Annotated in this window: 21 protein-coding genes and 1 pseudogene; 3 read left to right on the top strand and 19 right to left on the bottom strand. The window is 50.3% G+C overall.

Features of this window, described 5'->3' with window-relative positions; all coding sequences use genetic code 11:
- Positions 1-71: 71 nt before the first annotated feature.
- Entirely contained in the window at positions 72-1,628 is a 1,557-nt protein-coding gene (gene purH, locus MRJ96_10525; GenBank protein MDR4501873.1) for a bifunctional phosphoribosylaminoimidazolecarboxamide formyltransferase/IMP cyclohydrolase, read from the bottom strand.
- Positions 1,629-2,154: 526 nt separating this feature from the next.
- Here purH and MRJ96_10520 point away from each other — a divergent pair.
- A complete protein-coding gene (locus tag MRJ96_10520) occupies positions 2,155-2,889 on the top strand; it encodes an SHOCT domain-containing protein (GenBank protein ID MDR4501872.1) in 735 nt (244 codons plus the stop codon).
- Between the two features lie 46 nt (positions 2,890-2,935).
- Here MRJ96_10520 and lhgO read toward each other — a convergent pair whose 3' ends face one another.
- Positions 2,936-4,135: an L-2-hydroxyglutarate oxidase gene (lhgO, locus tag MRJ96_10515; GenBank protein ID MDR4501871.1), complete on the bottom strand. Its 1,200-nt coding sequence runs from the start codon at positions 4,133-4,135 to the stop codon at positions 2,936-2,938.
- A 196-nt stretch (positions 4,136-4,331) separates the two neighbouring features.
- On the opposite strand from lhgO, the gene MRJ96_10510 reads away from it, so the two are divergent.
- Positions 4,332-5,111: an ankyrin repeat domain-containing protein gene (locus MRJ96_10510; protein MDR4501870.1), complete on the top strand. Its 780-nt coding sequence runs from the start codon at positions 4,332-4,334 to the stop codon at positions 5,109-5,111.
- Positions 5,112-5,346: 235 nt separating this feature from the next.
- On the top strand, positions 5,347-5,745 hold the full coding sequence (locus MRJ96_10505) for a hypothetical protein (protein MDR4501869.1): 399 nt from the start codon (positions 5,347-5,349) through the stop codon (positions 5,743-5,745).
- Positions 5,746-5,790: 45 nt separating this feature from the next.
- Here the strand turns inward: MRJ96_10505 and MRJ96_10500 are convergent, their stop codons facing one another.
- The 17 genes and pseudogenes from MRJ96_10500 to MRJ96_10420 all read right to left on the bottom strand — a co-directional run bounded on the left by MRJ96_10500 (position 5,791) and on the right by MRJ96_10420 (position 25,707).
- On the bottom strand, positions 5,791-7,272 hold the full coding sequence (locus MRJ96_10500; protein ID MDR4501868.1) for an NADH-quinone oxidoreductase subunit N: 1,482 nt from the start codon (positions 7,270-7,272) through the stop codon (positions 5,791-5,793).
- Positions 7,269-8,822 carry an NADH-quinone oxidoreductase subunit M gene (locus MRJ96_10495; protein MDR4501867.1) on the bottom strand — a complete coding sequence of 518 codons (1,554 nt, stop codon included), beginning with the start codon at positions 8,820-8,822 and terminating at the stop codon, positions 7,269-7,271. The genes MRJ96_10500 and MRJ96_10495 overlap by 4 nt, the downstream gene beginning before the upstream one ends.
- Positions 8,823-8,916: 94 nt before the next feature.
- Complete coding sequence (gene nuoL / locus MRJ96_10490; GenBank protein MDR4501866.1) at positions 8,917-10,806, bottom strand: NADH-quinone oxidoreductase subunit L; 1,890 nt, start codon at positions 10,804-10,806, stop codon at positions 8,917-8,919.
- Between the two features lie 4 nt (positions 10,807-10,810).
- Complete coding sequence (gene nuoK / locus MRJ96_10485; protein ID MDR4501865.1) at positions 10,811-11,116, bottom strand: NADH-quinone oxidoreductase subunit NuoK; 306 nt, start codon at positions 11,114-11,116, stop codon at positions 10,811-10,813.
- Positions 11,116-11,631, bottom strand: a complete 516-nt coding sequence (locus tag MRJ96_10480) for an NADH-quinone oxidoreductase subunit J (protein ID MDR4501864.1) — start codon at positions 11,629-11,631, stop codon at positions 11,116-11,118. The genes nuoK and MRJ96_10480 overlap by 1 nt, the downstream gene beginning before the upstream one ends.
- A gap of 56 nt (positions 11,632-11,687) precedes the next feature.
- A complete protein-coding gene (gene nuoI / locus MRJ96_10475; GenBank protein ID MDR4501863.1) occupies positions 11,688-12,227 on the bottom strand; it encodes an NADH-quinone oxidoreductase subunit NuoI in 540 nt (179 codons plus the stop codon).
- Between the two features lie 18 nt (positions 12,228-12,245).
- On the bottom strand, positions 12,246-13,307 hold the full coding sequence (gene nuoH, locus MRJ96_10470) for an NADH-quinone oxidoreductase subunit NuoH (GenBank protein ID MDR4501862.1): 1,062 nt from the start codon (positions 13,305-13,307) through the stop codon (positions 12,246-12,248).
- 79 nt (positions 13,308-13,386) lie between these two features.
- On the bottom strand, positions 13,387-16,053 hold the full coding sequence (gene nuoG / locus MRJ96_10465) for an NADH-quinone oxidoreductase subunit NuoG (protein MDR4501861.1): 2,667 nt from the start codon (positions 16,051-16,053) through the stop codon (positions 13,387-13,389).
- Positions 16,054-16,064: 11 nt separating this feature from the next.
- Complete coding sequence (gene nuoF / locus MRJ96_10460) at positions 16,065-17,375, bottom strand: NADH-quinone oxidoreductase subunit NuoF (protein MDR4501860.1); 1,311 nt, start codon at positions 17,373-17,375, stop codon at positions 16,065-16,067.
- A gap of 104 nt (positions 17,376-17,479) precedes the next feature.
- Positions 17,480-18,001, bottom strand: a complete 522-nt coding sequence (gene nuoE, locus MRJ96_10455; GenBank protein ID MDR4501859.1) for an NADH-quinone oxidoreductase subunit NuoE — start codon at positions 17,999-18,001, stop codon at positions 17,480-17,482.
- 57 nt (positions 18,002-18,058) lie between these two features.
- On the bottom strand, positions 18,059-19,810 hold the full coding sequence (gene nuoD, locus MRJ96_10450; GenBank protein ID MDR4501858.1) for an NADH dehydrogenase (quinone) subunit D: 1,752 nt from the start codon (positions 19,808-19,810) through the stop codon (positions 18,059-18,061).
- 79 nt (positions 19,811-19,889) lie between these two features.
- A complete protein-coding gene (locus MRJ96_10445; GenBank protein MDR4501857.1) occupies positions 19,890-20,369 on the bottom strand; it encodes an NADH-quinone oxidoreductase subunit B in 480 nt (159 codons plus the stop codon).
- Positions 20,370-20,523: 154 nt separating this feature from the next.
- Complete coding sequence (gene ndhC / locus MRJ96_10440) at positions 20,524-20,895, bottom strand: NADH-quinone oxidoreductase subunit A (GenBank protein MDR4501856.1); 372 nt, start codon at positions 20,893-20,895, stop codon at positions 20,524-20,526.
- Between the two features lie 172 nt (positions 20,896-21,067).
- Entirely contained in the window at positions 21,068-22,276 is a 1,209-nt protein-coding gene (locus MRJ96_10435) for an SAM-dependent methyltransferase (GenBank protein ID MDR4501855.1), read from the bottom strand.
- A 228-nt stretch (positions 22,277-22,504) separates the two neighbouring features.
- Positions 22,505-22,636, bottom strand: coding sequence for an SEC-C domain-containing protein (locus MRJ96_10430; GenBank protein MDR4501854.1), 132 nt, complete (start codon positions 22,634-22,636; stop codon positions 22,505-22,507).
- 87 nt (positions 22,637-22,723) lie between these two features.
- Positions 22,724-25,219, bottom strand: a pseudogene (secA, locus tag MRJ96_10425) (preprotein translocase subunit SecA).
- A 107-nt stretch (positions 25,220-25,326) separates the two neighbouring features.
- On the bottom strand, positions 25,327-25,707 hold the full coding sequence (locus MRJ96_10420; GenBank protein MDR4501853.1) for a hypothetical protein: 381 nt from the start codon (positions 25,705-25,707) through the stop codon (positions 25,327-25,329).
- Between the last annotated feature and the right edge of the window lie 35 nt (positions 25,708-25,742).

Below are 25,742 nucleotides of genomic sequence, written 5' to 3'. Positions count from 1 at the left end.
AATGTTGTAGGCCTGGTGTCAGAACGACTGAGATTGTAAAAGCTGTTCACGGTTATCAATTGACGGCATGATCAATGACGGAAATGTCTCATGCCAGTAAAGATCATCGCCATATCATGCTCATCGGCTGCCTTGATGACTTCTTCATCTCTAATGGAACCTCCAGGTTGAATGACAGCTGTTACGCCAGCCTTTGCCGCCGCATCCAGGCCATCCCGGAACGGGAAAAACGCATCGGAAGCCATGACCGTACCCTTTACGGGCAACACGGCTTTCATTTCAGAGAGCTTAACCGAATCCACACGACTCATCTGGCCAGCGCCAATGCCCACAGTTTGATTCTTGGCCACCAGAACGATCGCGTTGGACTTCACATGCTTACAGACTTTCCAGGCAAAGTCGCAGGCCTCGTATTCTTCGGTCGTCGGTTGTCGGGCCGTTGGCACACGTAATTCTCCGAGATCTTTGAGCGTTCCTAAATCTCGGTCCTGAACAAGCAAACCGCCAACGAGCTTTTTCATGTCTAACCCGTCACGTACGGTACTCTCAAGAGGACCTGTTTCCAACAATCGCAGGTCTTTTTTCTTCTTCAATTCAGCGAGCCCCTCCTCGGTAAAACTTGGAGCGACCAACACTTCCACGAACGTGGAGGTCACTTCTTTGGCCACATCGAGATCCACCGGACGATTACAGGCAATCACGCCTCCAAAGGCCGACACAGGATCTGTTTCCCGTGCTCGGACGTAGGCTTCGGCACAGGTGGCACCTTGAGCGACACCACAAGGATTATTATGTTTGACGATGACCACGGTAATGTCATCAAACTCTTTTACTAACTCTAAAGCCGAATTGGCATCCAAAAAGTTGTTGTACGACATCGCTTTCCCATGCAATTGCTTCGCGTGAGAAATGGATGGCTCGTGTGAACTGACCTCCTGATAAAACGCTCCTTGCTGGTGAGGATTTTCACCATACCGGAGACTTTCGACTTTCTTATATTGCAGCCATAGTTGCGGCGGGAATTTCAGATCCATAGAATCACTGGCCTGCCCTTCGAGATACTGGGCAATCAATCCATCATACCGCGAGGTATGGCTGTAGACTTTTCTCGCCAATTCTCGTCGAAGATCTAATGACACCGTACCGGTTTGCAACGCTTTCAGCACCCGCTCATAGTCGTCCGGCTCAACGACCACCAGCACATCTTCATGGTTCTTGGCAGCCGACCGCAACATGGAAGGTCCGCCAATATCGATATTCTCGATCGCTTCTTCGAAACTGCAGCCTGGCCTGGAAATCGTCGATTCGAAGGGATACAGGTTCACGATGACCATATCAATGGGGTCAATCCCCTGCTCCTTCATCTGCTGGACATGAATATCCAATCGCCTCCGACCCAGAAGACCGCCATGGATCTTGGGATGAAGCGTTTTGACCCGTCCTCCGAGAATTTCAGGCGAACCCGTATAGGTAGAAACATCGGTGACTTGAATACCTTCATCTCTCAAGGTTTGGGCCGTTCCTCCGGTCGACAAAATTTCTGCACCCAACGCGACCAACCCTTTGGCCATCTGCACCACACCTGCCTTGTCAGACACACTGATTAAAACTTTATTGACATTTGCCATTACCCAGACCTCTGTGACTCAAATTTGGAAACGGTGAAATAAGAAACGACCTAAGAAAGGATGCGTAGCTTATCAAATCATTCACGTGAACTTCAATGAATCCCCCCATTTCCCCATGTTTCTTATCCCGTTTGACGCTCCTTACGCATCGGCCTATTTATGTCAAAAATTCCTATTAATTACCCCCTAGTGGGATGTCACCATTCCTCTCTAAAACCTTAATTCCAGAAGAGATTTCAAGAAGAAATATTCGATCAAGTCGACTGACCATTCAACCGAAATATTCATGAAGATGATGGAACTTATCCCGTAAGCCAGTTCTATTTTCTTTCGTTTTTCCTAGATCAGTACTGAATCATTCTACTGCCTTAGAGCGGTGCGACTTCATTGGCCCCATTGCAGTGCAAAGAAGCATTCTCCATTTTGGGTCTACCCAGATGACAACAGCTCTGTATCCGAAATCGAGAGGCAACAGAGCACTATCGGTAACCGTGAGGCGATCAAGTACACGTCGCGGAGATCATCAATGATCGAGCTTAGCCTGATCCTTTTCGTTATCCTCGTCCTTCTTGGCCTTACCATTGCCGTCCTCCAACTCAATACTCACTCAACCGCTCATACTCCTCGACAAACTGCTCTCCCCGGAACGAATTTTATCCCATCTCAAATGTACCTCGATAATGTTGGAGGAGAGGGAATTGCCTTGAATGAATCGATGAAAACACTCTGCTTCATCCAGTCGGCGACGCTTCCGCCCAAACTGCTGCACTATACGAACCTCCTGGCCGTGCTTCTCGTCAAAAACCAAGCTATTCTCTCGGATACACTCAGAACATACCCAAAGGATTTTTCTGCTCTGGCCCTGGAGTCCAAGAAAGATATTCAGACATCGTTTGAAAACCAGCCTCAGACTTCCCCTGGAGAGTCCAATCAAAAAATCGACTTATGGGTGGTCATGAAGGAGGAGAACACACAAACTCACACCGTGAACTTTTTAGACATGGATACAAAAGAAGACGGCATTCTCTTCAATAAGGCTATGGGCACCGCTCGATACTGGTATCAACTCATATCTGACCTGGTTCATCAAGCCAGTGGATCAGAAATCGTCGGTGTACCTCATTCGCATAATAGCCCGGCTCCGAACGCAGGTACATCCATCGCTCATGAACTGGAAAAACTCAGCGAGTTACGGAACAATAAAATCATTACGCAGCAAGATTTTGACAAAGCCAAAGAAGCAATCCTTTCGCGCGCCTAACCACAGTCAAACGAGTGCGGTTCCTCCTCTTCTCGCTCTCCAGAGATCAGGACAACTCTTTCACAATCTTCTGGCAAACATAGCTGGCAAACGGCATAGCGCAGGTAAACCCTGGCGATACCGCATTTAAGACATGCATCGAACGTTGATCTCCTTCCACGACGAAATCCATCTCTAACCGTTTCTTCGTCACATCGAATAATTGTGCGCGAATCCCGGGCCGTCCCCACTTGGTGTATTGTTCCACGTAAATTCCTTCGGCAAGATTCGAAGCCAAACGGACCAAATGAGGCCGGGAGTACTTTCGTAGTTCCTGAAAGGCCAAACGCGTAAAATCAAAATTTGAGCCCCCCACTAGGCCCATCTGTCTTAACACTAATTCCACGAGTTCCGAAAATCGAAAATTGTCGAGTCCGTCATATTGTTCACGCCAGAACGCTGGAATAGCCGTTGGCCCGATTTTGGCTTTTCCCTCTACCGTCACCGTTACATGGACTCCGAGAAATGGATTCTTCAAATCCGGGACAGGATAGATATTGGTTCGAAAAGCCCCAGGCTGTTCATCACTATAAAGATACAATCCTTTAAACGGCAGGATCCGATACCGCTCGGAAAAACCAAAGTCTCGCGCAATGACATCGGCATACAAACCCGCTGCGTTGACGACGTATCCAGCGTCGAAGTTCCCGATGGATGTTCTTAATTCACCCTCAGCATATTTCTGATAAAAGCCGCCAAAGCGAAACATGACGCCTTCATGCCGAGCATCATCGACGAGTGATTCGAGGACACTGACAGGATCCACTGTCGCGGTTGTTGGAGAAAAAATGGCTCGCTCATGAGTTTTGACTCGCGGCTCGATCTCATGGGCCTCCTGTTCAGTCACTTCCTGAAGGTCGATCCCGTTTGCCCGTCCCCGCGAAAGCAATTCATCCATCGCCGCATGATCTCGGTGATCCTTCGCGACCACGAGCTTGCCGCACCGATTGAGAGACAATTGTTTGGCTTCACAATATTGGGTGAGTTGTTGGTTCCCCATCTTCGTAAACTGCGCCTTGAGGCTGTCGGGCGTGTAATAAAATCCCGCATGGAGAACGCCACTATTTCGTCCACTCGCATGGCATCCGACCCGCTCTTCTTTCTCCAGCACGGTCACCGTGGAGTCTGAATAGATGCTCCGCAATTCCCGGGCGATGCTCATGCCGATGATTCCGCCACCGATGACCAGAAAATCTGTTGTTTCCATACCGGCTTTCTCTTGACATGAACACATGATGTCCACGAGCCCCCTCTTATGGGGAATTGCGTCATCATGATGTCTTCAGGATGATGATAGATTCAGCAGCTCGCGAAGATTGCTCGTATACGCCAACTCATCAGATCACCCCTGTTGTTTGGCAGACTATCTTTCAGAACGTCCAACGATGTTTTCTGAGCTCACGATGCCAAAATTTAACTACCGAATCGTCTTTCTTGCCGTCGCCCTGGCCATCCTCGTATTTCGATTCCATGCTCCAAGCCAGCCTTCATCTCTGCCCGAACCAAGCATGCCTCCAGACATGCAAATAGTCCAAACACTCCTGAAACAGGGCGCAGACATCAACGCAAAAACCAAACAAGGAGCCACCCCCTTACATTTTGCCGCTCAACATGGGAACATCACATTAGCGAGACTTCTCATAGAAAATGGCGCCGACATTCATGCCGTCTATCAAGATCACTGGACGCCATTGCATCTCGCCGTACAAGAAGGCCATGAAGACTTGGTAAAACTCTTGCTTGAACAGGGTGCACGACCGAATAATCAGAAAAACGAATTCTCTCCTTTACACATGGCAGCACAGCATAATCATCTCAACATCGCCCATACACTCATCACGTACAGTGCAAACATTGATGCGACAACCGTCAATGGGTGGACGCCTCTTCACCTCTCTTCCCAGGAAGGTCATGGTCAAATGGCCCATCTCTTGATCAACCATGGGGCTCACATTTCATCCCAAAATGCGCTGGGTTTGACCCCTCTTCATTCTGCCGCTCAATTTGGACATATCAATGTCATCCGGATACTTCTCGATCATGGCGCGGATACCTCAATCCGGGATCATGACGGCTTTACTCCCGAAAGCTTGGCCACTGATCTTAAACATAACGAAGCCAGCCGTCTGCTCAGAGAACACAACACCAAGAAGACCGATCAAAAACGTCATTACTGGACATGAGAGGTCTGAAGCCCGGCTCATGCAGCCACGAACTCCTCATTTCATCGCACCAATCCTACTTGAATCTTTCAGAGAGATAGCTCCCTTCATTCCAATTCATGCCGTCTGACGCACAGGAAAATGGCAACCCTACACCTAACGCAGTTTATCTGCGACAATAAAAACTAAGCGGAACTTCTATACCACAGTCAGACAAAGGCATCCATTCACAGTGAATCTTACATGGAGGAGGAATATGTTGTTGCAGTTCACAAATGTGCTTCTCGGGTATATTCTGATCAGTCTCTTGAGTTACGGATGCTCAACGGCTTCCCACAGTAGTCCCAATGCGCAAGAGAATCTTGGGAAAGGCATCGTCGTCGGATCGAGAGCCGAACAAGCTAAGCACCAATTGCTGTTTCTTTCCTGGCCTTCATCTCAGACGATCACAGGCCAAGTAAAAAAAATCGAAGGGGCAGCCTACGTTCTGCAGAATACGGGACAACACGACATACGCCTACCGCTCGATCAAGAGACGACAATCGACCGACCTGCACACATCGGAGACTGGATTGAAGCCTATACAGACAGCAGTGGCCGAGCCTTACAAATCCGGAACATTGACGAAGAAATGCTGTCAGAAGAGTACGAATAAGGACAGTCAAATCCAGCTTTCACCCATCGCTATCCGACTGCTGTCTTACGGGTGAGGAATCACGGCAGACGTAGTGACAGAGGCAAGAGGTCCGGGAAATATTCCCAATAACAATACCCCGGCAATCGCACAAGCCAGAACAACCGAAGTTGTCGGCGAAAACGCCAGATGAGTATGACGTTCTTGCTCGTCTGAGGGATCACGCATGTACATGACCATGACGACGCGCAGATAGAAAAACGCAGAAATAGCGGCAAAAATCAGGCCGATCACCGTGATCCAAGCCATGCCAGCATTGACCGCAGCCATAAAGAGGTAGAATTTCCCCATGAAGCCGGCGGTGGGAGGAATACCGGCCAGCGATACCATAAAAATCATCATAAGAAATGCCGCGCCCTTGTGACGCTTCGCGAGTCCGGTAAAGTCCTCGAGCTCTTCTCCCTCCAGACCACCTCGTCGTAAAATCCCCACGATCGCGAAGGCACCGAGCGTCATGAACGAATAGAAGACTAAATAGAGCATGAGGCTTGAAACTCCCTGCGAAGCGATCGGATCACCATTGGCCACAGAGCCAGCCACGACAACCCCAATCAAGGCGTATCCGGCATGGGCAATGCTGGAATAGGCCAGCATCCGTTTTACGTTGGTCTGGACGATCGCGACAAGATTGCCCAGCGCGATGGTCATCAGGCACACGACGATGATCATGCCATGCCAATTCGGCTTGGCCCCGCCAAATCCTTCGAGGAGGACCCTCAGAAAAGCCGCGAAGCTGGCGGCCTTGGACGCGACAGCTATGTAAGCCGTCACAGATGTGGGTGCTCCTTGATATACATCAGGTGTCCACATATGAAATGGTACGGCAGACACTTTAAAGCCAAACCCGACCATCAATAATGTGGTGGCCATGAGAACCAGAGGATCATCAAACCCTCGACCATTGATGGCCTCAGAGATATCAGTCAACTTCGTGCTCCCTGAAATCCCGTAAAGCAATGAAATACCGTACAAAAGAATCCCTGACGAGAACGATCCTAATATGAAATACTTGGCGGAGGCCTCTATGGATTTCGCTTCGAAACGCTTAAACCCAGCCATGATATACAAAGAAATCGACATCAGTTCGATGCCAAGATACATCGTGAGAAGATCGGCCCCCGACACCATGATCATCATCCCAGCCAACGAAAGCAGGATAAAGCCATAATATTCAGCCAGATCGATATGCTCTTCTTTTAAGTAGGTCATTGACAGAAGAATCGTAAGCCCACTGATGAGGTACAGCAGCAGCTTCCAGAAGGTGGAATAGGGATCGACGACGACCAACTCACTAAACGCCGTGACTCGTTGATCAAAGCCGCTCAGGGTCACGATGGAACAGAGAACCAACATGCCAAGACTCATCCAGGCAAGGGCATCTTTCTTCGCTGGAGGGGTGATGGGATCCAGAACGAGCAGAAGACAGGCCGCGCCTATGATCAAAAGCTCAGGCAGGATCACACCAAGATCAACAAGGGAAGGCGTCATGGGGCATAACTCGCAACAATCGAAGACAATCGGTCCCGTGGAGGTGTTTGACTCGACTCTACCGTCATGACTTCGGCTTGCCTTTGCACAAGCCGGTCAACGCTCGCATGCATCACATCGAGTAATGGCTTGGGATAGAGGCCTATCCAGAACACCAGAACCACGAATGGGACCAGCATTCCAAACTCACGAGCATTGAGATCGTAGAGTTTGGCAGACATGCGTTCATCCTGAGTTCCGTACACCACACGTTGAAGCATATATAAAATGTAGGCAGCCGCCAGAATAATGCCCAACGCAGCCAATGTCGCAGCCAGTTTACTCCAGATGAATGTCCCGATCAGGACCAGAAATTCCCCGACAAAACTGTTCATACCCGGCAGTCCTACTGAGGAAAGTCCAAAAATAACGAAAAATGTGGCGTATTTTGGCATGGGCGTGGCGAGACCCGAGTTATCAGTTATTTGCCGGCTATGCGTTCGTTCGTAAATGATCCCGACGCACATAAAGAGCGCGCCCGTGGTGATACCATGATTCACCATCTGAAGAATCGCCCCTTCGATACCCTGCACATTGAGCGCAAAAATACCTAAGGTGACGAACCCCATATGGCTCACGCTGGAATAGGCGATCAACTTTTTAAGGTCGGCCTGTGCCAGGGCCATATACGCACCGTAGATAATGGCAATGACGGAAAGCGTCATGACGATAGGCGTGAAATATTCCGTCGCGTCCGGCAACATCGGGAGCGAAAAACGGAGAAATCCGTACGTCCCCATTTTCAGGAGCACGCTCGCGAGAATGATGCTCCCGGCCGTCGGCGCTTCTACATGTGCATCCGGCAACCAGGTATGAAAGGGAAACATCGGCACCTTAACCGCAAAGGCCGCGAAGAACGCCCAGAAAATCCAGGCTTGCAAGTTGGGCGTATACTGCGCTTGGCTGAGCGCCAAAATATCGAAGGTCTGACCACCTTGAAAAAACAACACTAAGATAGCCACAAGGAGGAGGATGCTGCCGGCTAGGGTATAGAGAAAGAACTTCATGGCCGCGTACACACGATTCGGCCCTCCCCAGACTCCGATCAAGAGATACATTGGAATGAGCATCGTCTCCCAAAACACATAGAACAAGACGAAATCCAAAGCACAAAAGACACCGACCGTCGCCGTTTCCATGATCAGCAGGCTAATCATAAACTCCCGGACGCGAACCTGTATCGCCGACCAAGACACCAGAATACACAGGGGCGTAAGAAAGGTCGTAAGTAACACGAGCGGCATGCTAATGCCATCGATTCCCAGGGCGTATTGAACCGAAGGCGTGGCAATCCACTGATGCCGTTCGACAAACTGCATGCCGGCATCGGCATTGTTGAATAGCCACCACAGAGGAAGCGACATCAAGAACACGAATCCTGCGAACCCCAACGCGATGTGCTTCGCAGCCGATTCTTTCGCGAGAAAGATCGCGCCAACCCCGAGGATCGGTAACACAATGATCAAGGTCAGCCAGGGAAATCCGCCTGATGGAATGGCCAGTTCGGTCATACGAGCATTAACGAACGATGATAAAGGGTGGAAACTCTATTCCTGCCGCACGCTGAATGTTCTCAATCTGTGGTCGCTCACGCTGCATTGAATTTCAGTAGAACAAATACACACCAAGAATTGTCACAGCCCCGACGGTCATGGCAAGGGCATAATTCTGTGTTTCGCCACTCTGGAGCAAGCGCGTCACCCATCCTCCCCAGGCCACACCTCGCGCCAAACCATTCACCGCCCCGTCGATCACCCCGACATCGACATGCTTCCACATCTGATCTGCAATCCGAAATGTCGGATTAACAATGCTCTTATCATACGCTTCGTCCACATACCATTTGTTCAAGGAAAACTGATACAAGGACTGCCATTGGGTCGCTAAACGTTCAGGAAGCCCTGGTGATTGCACATACACAAAATAGGCCGCCGCAATCCCCAAAAACCCAGCCAATGTCGCGAAAATCTTCACGCCAGTCGCCGCCCCCCCATGATGCTCAACGCCACCAGCGAATACCGGCTGGAGAAATTCAGGGATTCCTATGTATCCAGCCAGGACACTCAATACCGCAAGCACCATCAGTGGATATGTCATGGCGGAAGATGGCTCATGAACATGATCAGCATGACGCGGATCAACTCGAGACTCTCCCCAAAATGTCACAAAAACCAATCGAAAGCTATAAAATGCCGTGAGCAATGCCGTAAAGATTCCGAGTCCCGCCAAGACTTGCCCTAATGGACCGGACATCCATGCCGCGATAAGCAGGTGATCTTTACTAAACCAACCGGCTGTAAAAGGAAAACCCGACAAGGCAAGTGCGCCAACAACAAACGTCCAATATGTAATGGGCAATTTATCCTTAAGGCCGCCCATACGACGCATATCTTGTTCATGGTGCAGGGCAATGATCACAGACCCACAGCCTAAAAAAAGTAACGCTTTAAAGGCCCCATGTGTGAGTAAATGATAGATGCCTTCCGCATATCCCCCGAGACCGCAAGCCATGATCATGTATCCAAGTTGACTCATCGTTGAATAGGCCACGACTCGCTTGATATCGGTTTGGGTCAGAGCGATCGTGGCGCCGATCACCATCGTCGCGCCTCCCACCACGGCGACTACACTCATCGCAACCGGTGATAAATCGTACAAAGGAGACAACCGAGCGACCATGAAGACCCCAGCCGTCACCATCGTCGCTGCATGGATTAAGGCCGAAATCGGAGTCGGTCCTTCCATAGCGTCAGGCAGCCACACGTGCAAGGGTACCTGCGCTGACTTTCCTATGGCTCCCACGAACAGCAGAAGGCAGATCAGAGTCAGAGCCGATACATCCCAATTTCCCCCCACGGATCCCAGGAGATTGACCGTCGCGTTCGTGATCTTCGGAGCGGCCTCGAAGACTTGTTGATACGACAGACTCCCAAACATCACAAACACAAACAAGATCGCCAGGACAAAACCAAAATCGCCGATTCGATTGACCACGAAGGCTTTGGTCGCGGCCGCTCGTGCCGATTGACGCTCGTACCAATGACCAATCAGGAGATACGAACACAGACCGACCGCTTCCCAGAATACGAAGAGTTGCAGGAAGTTATCGGACATCACCAGCATCAACATCGAAAAAGTGAAGAGGGCAATATTACTAAAGAACCGATCATACGCTGGTTCACCATGCATATAGCCAATCGTATAAATATGCACCAGGGAGCTGACGATCGTGACCAAGAGCAGCATCACGACAGTCAACTGGTCAAGGTACAGCCCTAATGTAATCGAAAGATCACCGGAGGTCGCCCACGTGTAGAGTGGAATATGGATGATATTCCCATTGGCGACTTCTGAAAATGCGACAAGGGAGAGGAGAAAGGACGTGACGACCGCAGGGACAGCGACGAAATGGCTTCGCCCCCTGAAATAATGGCCGAAGAGTCCGATACTGACGAAGGCCAAGAGCGGGAGAAGAGGGATCAAGACATACAGCATGGACTCACCACTTCAAAAGCCGGAAATTATCCACATTGATATTGGTCGTGTGTCGATAGAGCGCGATAATGATCGCCAAACCAACCGCCACTTCTGCCGCCGCCACGGTCAAGGTGAAGAACACAAAGACTTGGCCGGATAGGTTACCCAGGTAAGAGGAGAACGCAACAAAATTGATGTTTGTCGCATTCAACATCAATTCGATCGACAGTAAGATAATGATGATATTGCGGCGCGTTAACACCCCGACCAAGCCGATCAGAAACATCAACCCGCTTAACACGACATAGTAGCTAATCGGAACGGCCATCAGGACTTCAAATCCAAAATCCCTTTTTTCGAGAGGATCACGGCGCCAACCATCGCGACGAGTAAAATCAATGAGGCCACTTCAAAGGGAAATAAATAGGTTGAATATAAGACTTGTCCGATCGATTCCGTATTGCCGGTGAGCTGGCTTTCCTGCCCCGTCGCGACAGTAGCCGGAAAAACAGGGCCCTCGCTCTGAAACACCAACAAAAGGGCTTCTGTCAGAAGGGTCATCCCCAAAAACAGGGCCACCGAACTCTGACGATGCAAACGCTCCTCGCGTTTCACATTCAGCAGCATCACGACAAACAGATACAACACGAGAATCGCCCCCGCATAGACAATGATTTGGACCGCCGCCAAAAATTCAGCATGGAGCGTCACGTACAGACCCGCCACATGGAAAAACATCACCAGAAGCGACAAGGCGCAATACACGGGATTGCGCAGAGACACGACCAATGTCGCTGTTAAGAGAATGATGCCGGCGAAATAAAAGAAAACTAGACTTGCCATATTCGCATGAATTCGAGAAGACGTCCGTCCAACCTCAGGACATCATAATACACAGCTCAGTTTTCCTTTGGCGGAAGATTTTGAAAAGCCACGTTGAAATGTGCGACGTTCGGATGCTGGAACTCGATTCGTTTTTCTCGTACAGGAAACGCCCGGTCTCCAATGGCCAACAATTGCTGCTTGTTCAGATGAAGGTCCCGTTTGTCATACACCGCCCATTCGAACTCCCGCGTCATGCCTAACGCATCGACCGGGCATGCCTGGACACAGAGCCCGCAAAACAGACAATGGGTCATATCCATATAATATTCTTTCGAATACCGCTTCGTGGGCTGACCGGGAACCTCGGCGCTCACGACGCGAATGACGCGTGAAGGACAGGCCGCCTCGCACAGATCACACCCCACGCATTTTTCCGTCTCATCATCGTATTTGAGCAAGGCCAGCATGCCTCGATAATTCTCGGGCAGCGGTTTTTTTTCATGTGGGTACTGAATCGTGATCGGTCGATACCGCAACAGGTGCGACATCGTCGCTTTCATACCCATCAAAATTTCATAGAATATCAATGTTTTGATCCACTTTTTAAACTGCATAACAACCCCTATCAGCGTTTATGAACCCGGAAAGAGATACGCAAAGATCGATGTGACGACGATATTACCTATCGCGATAGGCAACAAGACTTTCCAGCCAAAACGCATGAGTTGGTCATACCGTAACCGTGGCAACGTTGCACGAATCCAGAAAAAGAAAAACAAAAAGGCATAAACCTTTAACGTAAACCAGAAAATCCCAGACACCCACACGAACGAACCGGTGCCCTGCAGGAATGGAAAAGGCGCCTGCCATCCGCCAAAAAACAGCACCGACGCCACGCAGGAAACCAGAATCATGTTGGCATATTCGGCCAGGAAGAAAAAGGCGAATCGCATACCGCTATACTCTGTAAAGAATCCGGCGACGAGCTCGCTTTCCGCTTCCGGAAGGTCGAACGGAACTCGATTGGTTTCCGCCACGGCCGAAATGAGGAACACTCCAAAGGCTATAGCCTGAGGAAAGGGCAAGGCAAAGAAAAACCAATTCCAAAACCCGCCAGCCTGCGCCTCGGTGATTTGAACCATGCTGAGCGATCCGGTCAGCAAGAGCACGCCGACGATCGAAAGCCCAACGTTCAATTCATAACTGATCAGCTGTGCCGCCGAACGCAGCCCCCCCAATAACGAATATTTGCTGTTTGAGGACCATCCGCCCAAGATGATCCCATACGCGCCAATCGAGGTGAACGCCAGAATGTACAGAATCCCGATGTTGATATCGCTGATGACGAACGGCTTAAACTCCACATCAAAAACTTGAATCGTCCAATCTGGACCGAACGGGATTACCGCAAACCCGATCAATGCCGGCACCAGCGATAAGACCGGGGCCATCATAAACAGAAACTTATTGGCACCCGCTGGGATGATGTCTTCCTTAAAAAAGAGCTTGAGCCCATCAGCCACAGGCTGCAGAATTCCGTAAGGCCCCACTTCCATCGGCCCCATTCGATCCTGCATCCAACTCAAGACTTTCCGCTCCAATAACGTCAAAATAGCCACTGTCAGTAAGACAATGCCCATGACGGCACCAATTTGGCTTAACGTCAGAGCGAACTTTATACCGAAGTCAAACACGAGATAACTCCAGGGTTAAAAAAGAGTGAACATGAAACATACCAGCCATCTCAGGAATACGCGTATCTAAGCATACGGGCTAAGACACTTTCTCTATTTGCACGAAGGCCTGCTTACAATAAGGCACCTTCGTCACAGGGTCGACGGACAGGGTGATGAGGCGTCGCACTTCTTGATCGAAATGTTCGGGAAAAAACACGATACCCTGTGGGATACGATCGAGCAATTTTACTTTGACCGTGATTTGTCCACGTGCGTTGGATATGCGCACGTGAGTCCCGCATTCAATCCCCAACGACTCAGCGTCTCGAGGGTTCATGTTCAAGATGCCTTCCCGTTGAATATCGAGTAAGCCTTTGGCGCGAGTGGAAAATTTCCCGGAATGAAAAATCGATTGTCCAAGATTCAAGACAAACGCATCGGTCTCGGCCGTAACGGGAAGATGATATCGTCGTTGCATATCTTGCCGGTATCCGCCTTGAAGATACTGCGTTCTTACCTCGGAAGACGGATGTGGGGGAAGCGGTGAAGGCCCCAATGTCCTGGTTCCGGGAATCATATTGCGCATTTCTTTACCCAGATCCTTGACGCTCTCATACTCCAGCGGCTGGTCCATCATGACGGAGAGAGCAGACACAATTTCCCAATCCGGACGGCTCTCCCCCAATGGTTCAATGGCCTTCCGGACAGCTTGCATGTGACCTTCGGTATTCGTAAACGTTCCATCTTTTTCAGTATAGGAACAAGCCGGTAAGACCACATCGGCGAGTTTCGCGGTTTCCGTCATGAACAACTCTTGGCAGACCAGGAAATCAAGGTTCGTCAAGGCCTCCTGCGCTCCAGAGTCTGGAGGAAGCGAGGCGATCGGGTTTTCCCCTACCACGAACATCGCTTTTAATTGACCGGCCTTTGCCGCATCCAGCATCTCTAATAACGAACGCCCCGGTCCGGACGCAACCGGTTGCCCCCATGCCGACTCGAGACTGCTCAGGACCGGTTCAAAGTCGAGATCCACAACACCAGGCAAAAATTCTGCGACCGCTCCCGCTTCAATCGCGCCTTGCTCGTTATTTTCCTCGGTAAGCGGCGCCACGCCACAACCCGGACGACTCAATTGCCCCGTGAGTAAGTACAGGTCTAACAGGTTCATCATAGTCCCATAGCCATCAGGTGCGCGAAGTGCGCCTTGCCCGACCAGGGCCACCACGCGCTTCCCTTTCGCCAATGTCTGAGCCGTTTCTCGGAACGATGACTCAGAAAGCCCTGTGTGACGCTCAATCTCCTTCCAACCGATCAGCCCCACAGAGTCTGTGACAGACTGGACATATTCAGGCGCTTCCTTCAAAAGCTCATCGTCAACGCATGACTCATCGATAATCGCTTTCAGCAAGCCTAGAACAGCAACGCCAAATCGGTGAGGGGATACGGGTAAGTGATGCGTCGCCAAAAGTGTGATATTACTAATCGTGCCGACGGCAGGTTCCAGAGTTTCAACAGTGATTAAATTTGTTCCGCGGCGTTTCACAGCCTCTTTGACCTTGAGGCCTGTCACTGGGTTGGTCTCTGTAATGTTGGTCCCAACCAGCAATACCGTGTCTGCGTCAAGAATATCTTCAAATTGAACCGTCCAGCGATAGGTTCCCTGAACCCGTCGAAGCGCCTGCACCGCATTGATATGCCCGAAACGAACGCTGCTATCAAGTTGATTGGTCCCGATGACTCCTCGCATAAACTTTTGGAAGAGATAGAGATCCTCATTCGTGCAGCGGGCGGTGATCAAGCCGCCAATGGCGTCGGGACCATGCGTAGCTTTAATCTCCATGAACTGTTGGGCGACCACCGTTAACGCTTCTTCCCACGGAACTTCTTCCCATTCTCCATTTCGACGAACGAGCGGAGACATCAAACGGTCTTCCTGCACATTGGCATGATAGCCGAAATACCCGCGGGCACAGAGATCCCCATTGTTTCGTCCGGCTCCAAGGGTCGAGTTCACTTCGATGAGATCATTATTCTTGGCTTGGAACGTGAGCTGACAACCATCTCCGCAATAGCCGCAGACGGAGTCCGTGCGCTTGAGCATCCACGGACGAAACTCGTACATCGACAATCGACTGGTGATTGCACCCACAGGACAAATCTGGACACACCCACCGCAAAATTCGCAGTCGAGTTCATGCGCACCGAAGGCCTTGATCTCTGTCATGGTCCCGCGGCCAACCGGCGCCAAAGCCCGTACATCCATCACCTGATCGCAATATCGCACGCAGCGCAAACATTGCACGCAGCGGTTCATCTGCGTCTCAATCACAGGGCTGAAGTATTCTTTTTGAAAGACTCGCTTCAGCTCAACGAATTTGGTGCCGCTCGCGGTATATTCATGCGAGAAATCTTGGAGGTCGCAGCGCCCGCCTTGGTCACAAACCGGACAGTCAAGAGGATGATTCGCCAGGATGAAATCCAGGACCGACTTGCGAGCTTCATCCACCGTGGCGACCGACGAACGCACCACCATCCCCTCGGACACCGGTGTGCTGCACGACGTCTGCAATCGTGGCATTTTTTCGATTTCAACCAAACACATCCGACAATTCGCATCAGGCGAAAGTTTTGGATGATAACAGAAGTGGGGAATCATCACACCGACTTGGTGAGCGGCTTCGATCACGAGCGTGCCTTTGGGGACTTTAGTCGTTACATCATCGATCGTGACTGTGACCATGTCAGTTGTAGATGTCTCACTCATAGCAGTCTGACCTATACGTGGCTGACGATTGGAATTTCCTGCTTAACCGGCCTGACAGCGTCAGCCTCGCGAATAAGCTCTTCATACTCGGATCGCCAATAGCGTACCGTACTCACGATCGGAGAGACTTCAGCATCCCCGAACGCACAGACGGTTCGGCCTTCGATGTTCTTGCAAAGATCCGTAAGCAGGTCAAGGTCCGACCATCGCCCTTCGCGACGCCAAATCCGCTGTAATATTTGAACCAACCATGAGCTTCCTTCACGGCATGGAGTACATTTCCCGCACGATTCATGGTAGAAAAACTCCATGAGTCTCAGCGCAGCCCAGACCATGCTCGTGCCTTCCTCCATCACGGTAATGCCACCGGAACCTAACATCGATCCCGCCATCGCCACTGACTCAAAGTCCATCTTGACATCTAAATGTTCAGGTGTCAGAAATGGAGCCGATGCACCACCAGGAATAAAGGCCTTGAGAGGCTTCTCGCCCCGCATCCCTCCCCCGACCTCATAAATCATTTCTCGAAACGTCACGCCCATAGGAATCTCATAATTGCCAGGTCGTTTGATATGCCCGCTCAAACAGAAAATCCTGGTCCCTGAACTCTTGGGAGGCATACCGATCGAGGCAAACCATTCTGCACCGCGATTGATGATATGGGGAATATTGGAGAGTGTTTCAACATTATTGACGACTGTCGGCTTTTGGTAGAGACCATTCGTCGCGGGAAATGGCGGTTTATACCGGGGCTTGCCACGCTTCCCTTCCAACGATTCCAACAACGCGGTTTCTTCCCCGCAAATATAGGCACCCGCGCCACGGTGTACATGAATATTGACGGTTTTTCCGCTTCCCAACACATTGCTCCCGAGGTAGCCAGATTCGCGAGCCTCATTGATCGCACGCTCTAGCACCTGCGCTCCCAGCCAGAACTCTCCCCGTATGTAGATATAGGCCGTTTCTGCTCCGATGGTGTAGCACGTGATGGCCATGCCTTCCAACACTTGATGAGGATCTCGCTCCATGAGCTGGCGATCTTTAAACGTTCCCGGTTCACTCTCATCTGCATTGCAGCATAAGTATTTCGGACCGGGGTGATCTTTTGGGATAAACCCCCACTTCACACCCGTCGGAAATCCTGCCCCGCCTCGCCCTCGAAGCCCAGATTTCTTGACGGCATCGATAATTTGATCAGAAGAGACTCCTCCGAACACTTTCCGCAAGGCTTGATACCCGCCACACCGTTCATAGTCTTGAAGTGAGCCAGTGTATCCGGGCTGTTCCATATTTTTGAATAGAATTTTTTCGTAATTCGCCATAACACGACAACGCTAAACGTGAAGCGTCAGACTCGAGGCAAGGGGAAAAAGCCACATGGCCATAGCCCTAGATGACGAGTCCTCCGCTCCGTTATTCGTTTCCATTATTTGGTCACCTGAGGAAACATGAACGGGCCGCTCTTCATCGAGCTCACTCCCGTTTTCTTCAGATCATCAAAAATTTTACCCATTTTTTCTTCATTCAAGCCTTCATAATAATCATCATTCACTTGCATCATAGGACCTGTCCCGCACGACCCAAGACATTCGACGACACTCAGAGTGAAGTCGCCATCCTCCGTCGTTTGGCCAGTCGAAATATTGAGTTTTTTTTGAATCCACTCGACAAGATTATCCGATCCGACCAAGGCGCACATGAGAGATCGACAAACCTGCACATGAAACTTGCCAATCGGTTTCAGGTTGTACATCGAATAAAACGTCACGGTTTCGTAAACTTGAGAAGGCGTCAGCTCAAGGATGGTGGCTATTTCTTTCATCGCCGGTTCACTCACATAGCCCTCTTCTCGTTGCGCGAGATAGAGAAGCGGCAACAAAGCTGACCGCTTGACCGGATAACGCGACAACAGCTCATCGACTTCGTTTTGAAGTTTGTCAAAAATCATGACAATCCCGCCGTATGCTGAAACCCAGGTTCCAGCTTCTTTCTTTCACAGGTGTGGCTATCGATCACATTCACCCATCACGACGTCATAGGTCCCAAAGATGGTGATAATATCCGAAATCAGATATCCCCGGGACATATAATCAAACGCCCCCATGTGAACGAAGGACGGCGCTCGAATCTTCATGCGATAGGGCCTTGGGCTCCCGTCACTGATCAGGAAAAATCCCAGTTCGCCTTTCGGCACCTCGGTGGCGCAGTAGGTTTCACCCTTTGGAGGCTTAAATCCATGTGTAAAAATGATGAAATGATGAATCAGGCTCTGCATATCCCGCATGACTTCAGGCTTGGGAGGAGGAATAACTCTGGAGTCTTCAGCAATGATCGGGCCTTCCGGCAGTTGCTCCAAACATTGTTCGATAATTCGTGCGCTCTGACGCATTTCTTCAACCCGGATCCAATAGCGATCGTATGTATCCCCGTTCTTACCGACCGGAACTTCCCATTCCACCCGGTCATAGACTCCATACGGTTCTAATTTTCTCACATCATACGAGACTCCAGACCCACGAAGCGGTGGACCCGTCAGTCCGAAATTGATCGCATCTTCTCCGGAAATGACTGCCACGCCTTTGGTCCGCGCCAGCCATATACGATTTTCCTTGAGGAGCGTATCATATTCATCAATATGTTCGGGAAAGGTCTTCAAGAATGCTTTCAGCCCGGCAATTATTTCCGGAGTCAGATCGCTGTTCACCCCTCCAAAACGAAAATAATTCAACGTCATGCGCGCTCCGCACAGTTTTTCGAACAAATCCAACAGAACTTCCCGTTCACGGAACGTGAAGAAAAATACCGTCATGGCTCCAATATCCAACGCTTGCGTCCCCAACCAAAAGAGGTGCCCAACGATCCGCTGCATCTCCGCGACGATCGTGCGAACGTATTCAGCCCGTTCTGGAATCGAAATGCCAATCAACTTTTCGACAGCCCGGACATAGGCATAATTGTTCGTCATGGCACAGACATAATCCAGCCGGTCGGTATGAGGAATGATTTGCATGTAGTGCAACCCTTCAGCCAGTTTCTCTACGCCACGATGCAAGTATCCAAGGTCCGGCACGGCTTTCGTGACTCGTTCGCCATCAAGCTCCAACACGACCCGAAGCACACCATGCGTACTGGGATGTTGCGGCCCCATGTTCAACAACATTTCAGTCGTACGTTTTGAGTCGTCCGGCGTATCCCCGGCCATGAATTGATGCCGTTGATCGGAAGGCACTTCGTCCTCCGACCACTCGGTCTCTGGCTCGTCGAGACGAGGAATGAAATCCATGGTGCTACGCCACCCTTTTCCTTCAGCTGGAAAATCCTTACGAAGCGGATAACCTTCATCATAGTCCTCTGGCATCAAAATCCGTCTCAGGTCCGGGTGACCATCGAATCGAATACCCATGAGGTCATAGACTTCACGTTCGAGAAAGTTAGCTCCCTTCCATATGCTCGTGATCGAAACGATTACCGGATCTTCTTCTGGCACGCGAACCTTCACCCGAATCCTCGTCCCATGCGGTAGAGACAAAAAGTGATAGATGACCTCAAAACGCTCAACGTCATCAGGGAAATCCGCGGAACAGATATCCGTCATATGGTCAAACGCCATGGACGAGTCATCATGAAGAAAGCGGGCCACATCCCCCCATCCCTCACGATTGACCTGAGCGAACAGTTCGTGACGTTGAGGATCAACGCCAACTGCCACCACAGCGGCCGGAAACTGTTGTTGCAATGTTTCAAGAACGGGATGCATGATTTCGATCTGTCAGCAGGGTTCCTTACTAAAGAATCATTTCACTCAAACGTGAATTTGCCTCTACCGAGCCATCAATTTACTTGACAAACACCTTCTCTCGTTGGATTTTTTCCTGAAGCTTGATCAGCCCATCAAGGAGGGCTTCCGGACGTGGAGGACACCCGGCAATGTAAACATCAACCGGAACAATCTGATCAACACCCTGGACGACACTATAGCTATTGTAATGATTTCCAGAGGTCGCACAGGAGCCCATTGAAATGACATAGCGAGGCTCGGGCATTTGATCGTATATCCGGCGAATGACTGGGGCCATCTTTCGACATACGGTCCCCGCGACGATCATCAAGTCGGACTGCCGTGGGGAGGCCCGAAACACGCCGGCGCCGAATCGATCGATATCATACCGCGACGATACTGAAGCGATCATCTCGATCGCGCAACAGGCCAGGCCAAAAGTCATCGGCCAAATCGCTGATTTCCGGGCCCAACTGATAAAGTAATCTAGTTGTGTCGTGACAATATTCGGTTCAAGCTGTCGTTCCAAAAAACTCATAGAATTCTCGACGATCTCGACATGTATAGGACTCTTACCCTGAAATCTGGAAATGGTGATAAAGACTTTGGGAAACGGTCAAAGACCCGTTCATGTTAGCCGGCAATTCTATCTCGAGAACGTCTGTTTTGGCTAGGCCTAATGGACTACTTTATTAATCCCAGTCCAACGCACCTTTTTTCCACACGTACCAAAAGCCCACGACAAGAATCGCGATAAAAACCCCCATTTCAATGAGGCCCAAGAGTCCAAGCTCTTTGAAGGCGACGGCCCATGGGAACAAGAAAACTGTTTCGATATCAAAAATGACGAACAACATGGCGATGATGTAATACCGCATGGGAAATTGAATTCGCGCGTCCATGAACAAGGGACTCCCGCTTTCATAAGGGAGTAACTTGGCGCGGTAGGGACGGCTTGGGCGCAAGGCGATGCCAACCAGCAGCGAAACGATCCCAAAGGCCGCGCCTAATGCGGAGAAAATGACGATGGGAATGTAATTCATCGGAACGGCTTCACCGCCCATAATCCACCTCGCAAGATTTAGCAGGATGTAGTAGGACTACTAATCCGCTAACCAATGACAGGCCTGCTCGTTCACTCACATGACCTCAGCCAAGTTCCAGCAAACACGATTATCAATATATTGATTCAAACCTCGCTATTCGTCTCTCATGGCACGCCAAAAACAAAAATCGTCAGTTTTCCAAACCCGGACCAAGCAAAGCCCCCTCAAAAAATGGTCGATAGGTGAGACCGGCAAGAGATGGCGTCTCAACCCGCGTATGTTGAATGAGGACTTTGAATGTTTGCCCCATACTCTGAGGACGTAAAAATTGTATAGCGGCCTGCATTTCCGCTGATTCAGGGTCCAATGCTTCAAGCATTCGGTCAGCTTTAAGCCCAAGCAGAAAACTCATGAGATTTGTAAACCCGGTAATCTGTAACCCAGCCTCTAACCCGCGTTTCGCCAGCGCTGAAAAATTCACATGGGCCGTCATATCTTGCGCCCCAACCCGTACATAGGGATCAGAAGACACCCGATGCTTGTGATAGCACAAGAGGGTTCCATCTTTCCGTGATACATCATAATAATCCTGAGCGGTATGCCCATAGTCGATCGTCAGGACAAACCCTCGCCCCAAGACTCTCGCCACGTCCTGCATCCACCGTTCAGATTCCAGATGCGCTTCTGTTGTGTATCCTTCGGGCCACTCATTTTGGATTCCGGCAAAATAGGCGGGAATAGCAGTGGTGGAGACATCCCCCAGGCGCTCAAACAGCTCACCGTCCTGATGATCAACAAAAATTTCCCGCAGTCCATGCTCGGCAAGTTTGACGCGATGTACGGGAAATGCGTCGACCAGCTCATTCGAAACCATGACCCCCTCCACGGATTCAGGAGCGAGTTCGTCTAGCGATGCGAACCATTCTATGGCCCAGCCTTTCTCCACAAACTCTCGAAGGTTTTCTTCCTGGGCCTGCCTCATGATTGGGCTATGCTCAATCAGGACGTACCGTAAGCGTTGAGAGTAGTCGGATTCGCTTTCAAGACAAGCTTGTAAGACATCTCTGGCAAGCAAGCCTTTGCCCGGCCCCATTTCCAGCACAGTGAACTGAACGGGATGACCTAAGAGCACGTCGATTTCATCGATCTGTTTCTCCAGGCACCGCCCCAGTAGCCAATGCGCGTCCGAAGCCGTGAAAAAATCGCCTGACCAGCCGATACGTGACTCCGCTGGTGATGGTGCGCCATCGACGACGGCTGCGGTCATATAATAGCCCTCACGTTCATCATATAAAGCGAGTTCCATGAAACGGGCAAACGTGATCGGTCCAGCTTGAGATATTTCGTCGATAATTCGTCGAAGAAGAATAAAAAGTGAACCCCTTGTTCCTTCAGGCACACATCATCGTCGATAAAAAAATGGACCCCGTACGATACGGGGCATGAGCAATTAAGTCAAGCAAAAGGAACAAGACACACGAATGGATGGAGACGAAGGCAAGGCTCACATTCCCGACAAGTCGAGCATTCGACCGTATAGATGTGATGTAGCTTACCGAATCAGGGAGCTATCGAATGGAGGAATTTAGAAGGGACAAAAGTATCTATCTACTGATTCAACAGGACATCATTGGCCGTGACATTTTTTGTATTTTTTCCCACTCCCGCAGGGACATGGATCATTACGTCCGACTTTTTCCTGGGTTCGAACAACCGTCTTACGGACAGGGGCTGATTCTTCACCTCGATTGAAACTCATCTCAGGGGCGCTGGGAGGTTCCGCGATGGGTTCAGGACGCTCGCCTCGCACAAGCTGGACTTTAAACAGGCGCTCCAACGTCTCACCCTTGATCCGCGCCATCATTCCAGCAAACATGTCGTAGCCTTCGCGCTTGTATTCGGCCAGTGGATCTTTCTGTCCATAGCCTCGAAGTCCGATGCCATCACGTAACTGATCCATCCCCAGCAGATGATCTTTCCACTGTTGATCGATGACTTGAAGCAACACCATTTTCTCCAGGTAGCGGAACATTTCAGGCGCGACGCCTTGTTCCTCCGCTGCGCGAGCTTCCTTGTCTTTATAGGCTTGCTGAATTTGCTCACGCACTTCCTCTTTCAACCCATCCCGCCCCATTTCTTTGAGCTCATCGGAACGAAGAAAGTCTACGCCGAATTGGCTGTGGGCTTGTTCCACAAACCCATCAAGATCCCACTCTTCCGCATATTGTTCTTCCGGGCAAAACGTCTCGACCAGGGATTCAATCGTATCGGTGATCATATCTTGGATTTCATCGGATAAATCTTCCGCTCCAAGAACCATGGCTCGATGCTCATAGATCACTTCTCGTTGCTTGTTCATCACGTCATCGTATTCGAGCAAATGCTTCCTGATCTCAAAGTTATGAGCCTCGACTTTTTTCTGCGCATTTTCAATCGATTTACTCACCATCCTATGTTCGATCGGCACGCCCTCTTCCATCCCCAATTTGAGCATCAGATTCGACACGCGTTCCGACGCGAAAATTCGCATCAGATCGTCTTCCAGCGACAAGAAAAAGCGCGAAGAGCCCGGATCGCCTTGCCGGCCGGCTCGTCCCCGAAGCTGGTTGTCGATACGTCGGCTTTCATGACGCTCCGTCCCGACAATATGGACGCCGCCCAGCGCCAGGACCTCTTCTTTATTCGCGTCGCATTCGGCTTTAATCTTTTCAAACACAGCCGACTGCTGCTCTTCGGTTAATCCTTCATCCTTGTAGATCACTTGCTGTTTGAACAGGGCCTCAGGGCTTCCGCCCAACAAAATATCCGTCCCGCGGCCTGCCATATTGGTCGCCAGCGTTACCGCGCCTTTTTGGCCGGCCAGGGCGATGATCTCCGCCTCTTTTTCATGAAACTTGGCATTCAACACATGGTGCTGAATCCCGCGATGTTTCAGGAGCGTTGATAGACGTTCCGACTTTTCGATCGAAATCGTTCCGACAAGCACGGGTTGCCCCCGATCGTGATATTCCTTGATTTCATCGGCGATGGCATGAAATTTTTCTTTCTCGGTCCGGAACACCACATCCGGATAATCCTTACGGACCATGGGACGGTTCGTAGGAATCACGTTCACGTCCAGGTTATAAATCTTGGCGAATTCCGCGGCTTCCGTGTCGGCCGTCCCCGTCATCCCGGACAACTTTTCATACATTCGGAAAAAGTTTTGAAACGTCACGGAGGCGAGCGTCTGGTTCTCGTTCGCGATCTTGACGCCCTCTTTGGCCTCAACGGCTTGATGCAGACCATCACTCCACCGGCGTCCAGGCATCAGGCGTCCGGTAAATTCATCGACGATGACGACTTCGCCATCTTTGACGACATAATCCACATCACGCTTGTACAGCACGTGTGCTTGAAGCGCCTTGATGACATGATGCACGAGACTCAAATGCTTCATGTCATACAGATTATCGACTCCGAGCTGTGTCTCAACCTTCGCATTCCCATCATCCGTCAGCATCACGGTCTTGGTTTTTTCCTCGACGGTGTAATCAGTTTCTTTCTGCAATTTCGGGATCACGCTATTGATCCGGTAGTACATATCCGTGCTGGCTTCGGCGGGACCTGAGATGATCAACGGCGTGCGGGCTTCATCGATTAAAATACTGTCGACTTCGTCCACGATGGCAAAGAACGGCTTCCGTTGCACATACTGACTCAAATCCGTGACCGTCAGGTTATCTCTCAGATAATCAAACCCGTATTCGTTGTTGGTGCCGTAGGTAATGTCCGCTTGATACGCTTCTTGCCTTGAACAGGGCCGTAAATATTGCAGGCGCTTATCCGCGGCGTCATAGGCCGGATCGAAAAGAAACGAGGCATCGTGCTGTATGATGCCGAGAGACAGGCCCAAGCTATGATACAGCGGTCCCATCCACTGCGCGTCACGTTTCGCCAAATAATCGTTCACCGTGACGAGGTGCGCACCCTTCCCAGCTAACGCATTAAGATAGACAGGCAAAGTCGCAACCAGCGTTTTCCCTTCACCGGTTCTCATTTCAGCGATTCGCCCTTTGTGGAGGATCATCCCCCCCAACAGCTGTACGTCAAAATGACGCATGCCAAGGCGACGTTTAGACATTTCCCGGCAGACGGCAAAAGCCTCCGGAAGAATATCGTCGAGCGTCTCGCCCGCTTCGAGTTGTTTTTTAAATTTTTGCGTGTAATCGGCCAGGGCTTCATCCGACAGAGGAGTCAGCGAAGCCTCGAGCTCATTAATCTTGTCTACGGCAGGCTTGAGAGCCTTGAGTTCTCGGTCGTTCTTACTTCCAAACAGGATATTGAGGAGTTGAATGAACATGTTAAGGGATTTACTTAAGAAGATATGAAAAACACTTGCTTAGAATTCTAGTATACCTGAACAGTGGCAGGAATCAAAAGAAGAATGAGGAAAGGCCTATTTCATGCTTATTGTCGCACTTTTTTCTTCCACAAATCTTCTAATTCAAGAATGGCCTTTCCCAGCAGAACCATGAGGATTTCAGGTGCGAACACGAATGGGACAAAACAGATAACTCCAAGCGCGAGAAGAACGTTTTCCTCTGATTCACCGGCGAAATAAATGATCAGCATACAAGCGAACACACTAAGTGATGTCGAAATTTTCAGAATTTTCCATGAATGCGTTTCTTGCCGAGTGGAATAATCAACAAATAAGGAAGCCGGCAGGAGAAAACAGGGAATCGCCCAAGCGGGAATAACCTCATTTTGCCAAAGCAGACCACCGGCTAGAAGGCCAACAAGAAAAAGAATGGCAACGTCAAGGAGTACGACAACGAAAGCCTTCACCGCGACTGATTCCTCACCACATGAAAGCATGAAAG

This window comes from Nitrospirales bacterium (genome assembly GCA_031315865.1).
Classification (GTDB): Bacteria; Nitrospirota; Nitrospiria; order Nitrospirales; family UBA8639; genus JAGQKC01.
The sequence above is the reverse complement of the archived record's forward strand: the minus strand, read 5'-3'. Positions and strand labels throughout refer to the sequence as shown.

Excerpts from the sequence above, each read along its gene's own strand:
- purH (MDR4501873.1), bottom strand. The coding sequence starts at position 1,628 with ATGGCAAATGTCAATAAAGTTTTAATCAGTGTGTCTGACAAGGCAGGT.
- MRJ96_10520 (MDR4501872.1), top strand. The coding sequence starts at position 2,155 with ATGATCGAGCTTAGCCTGATCCTTTTCGTTATCCTCGTCCTTCTTGGC.
- lhgO (MDR4501871.1), bottom strand. The coding sequence starts at position 4,135 with ATGGAAACAACAGATTTTCTGGTCATCGGTGGCGGAATCATCGGCATG.
- MRJ96_10510 (MDR4501870.1), top strand. The coding sequence starts at position 4,332 with ATGCCAAAATTTAACTACCGAATCGTCTTTCTTGCCGTCGCCCTGGCC.
- MRJ96_10505 (MDR4501869.1), top strand. The coding sequence starts at position 5,347 with ATGTTGTTGCAGTTCACAAATGTGCTTCTCGGGTATATTCTGATCAGT.
- MRJ96_10500 (MDR4501868.1), bottom strand. The coding sequence starts at position 7,272 with ATGACGCCTTCCCTTGTTGATCTTGGTGTGATCCTGCCTGAGCTTTTG.
- MRJ96_10495 (MDR4501867.1), bottom strand. The coding sequence starts at position 8,822 with ATGACCGAACTGGCCATTCCATCAGGCGGATTTCCCTGGCTGACCTTG.
- nuoL (MDR4501866.1), bottom strand. The coding sequence starts at position 10,806 with ATGCTGTATGTCTTGATCCCTCTTCTCCCGCTCTTGGCCTTCGTCAGT.
- nuoK (MDR4501865.1), bottom strand. The coding sequence starts at position 11,116 with ATGGCCGTTCCGATTAGCTACTATGTCGTGTTAAGCGGGTTGATGTTT.
- MRJ96_10480 (MDR4501864.1), bottom strand. The coding sequence starts at position 11,631 with ATGGCAAGTCTAGTTTTCTTTTATTTCGCCGGCATCATTCTCTTAACA.
- nuoI (MDR4501863.1), bottom strand. The coding sequence starts at position 12,227 with ATGCAGTTTAAAAAGTGGATCAAAACATTGATATTCTATGAAATTTTG.
- nuoG (MDR4501861.1), bottom strand. The coding sequence starts at position 16,053 with ATGAGTGAGACATCTACAACTGACATGGTCACAGTCACGATCGATGAT.
- nuoF (MDR4501860.1), bottom strand. The coding sequence starts at position 17,375 with ATGGCGAATTACGAAAAAATTCTATTCAAAAATATGGAACAGCCCGGA.
- nuoE (MDR4501859.1), bottom strand. The coding sequence starts at position 18,001 with ATGATTTTTGACAAACTTCAAAACGAAGTCGATGAGCTGTTGTCGCGT.
- nuoD (MDR4501858.1), bottom strand. The coding sequence starts at position 19,810 with ATGCATCCCGTTCTTGAAACATTGCAACAACAGTTTCCGGCCGCTGTG.
- MRJ96_10445 (MDR4501857.1), bottom strand. The coding sequence starts at position 20,369 with ATGAGTTTTTTGGAACGACAGCTTGAACCGAATATTGTCACGACACAA.
- ndhC (MDR4501856.1), bottom strand. The coding sequence starts at position 20,895 with ATGGGCGGTGAAGCCGTTCCGATGAATTACATTCCCATCGTCATTTTC.
- MRJ96_10430 (MDR4501854.1), bottom strand. The coding sequence starts at position 22,636 with ATGAGTTTCAATCGAGGTGAAGAATCAGCCCCTGTCCGTAAGACGGTT.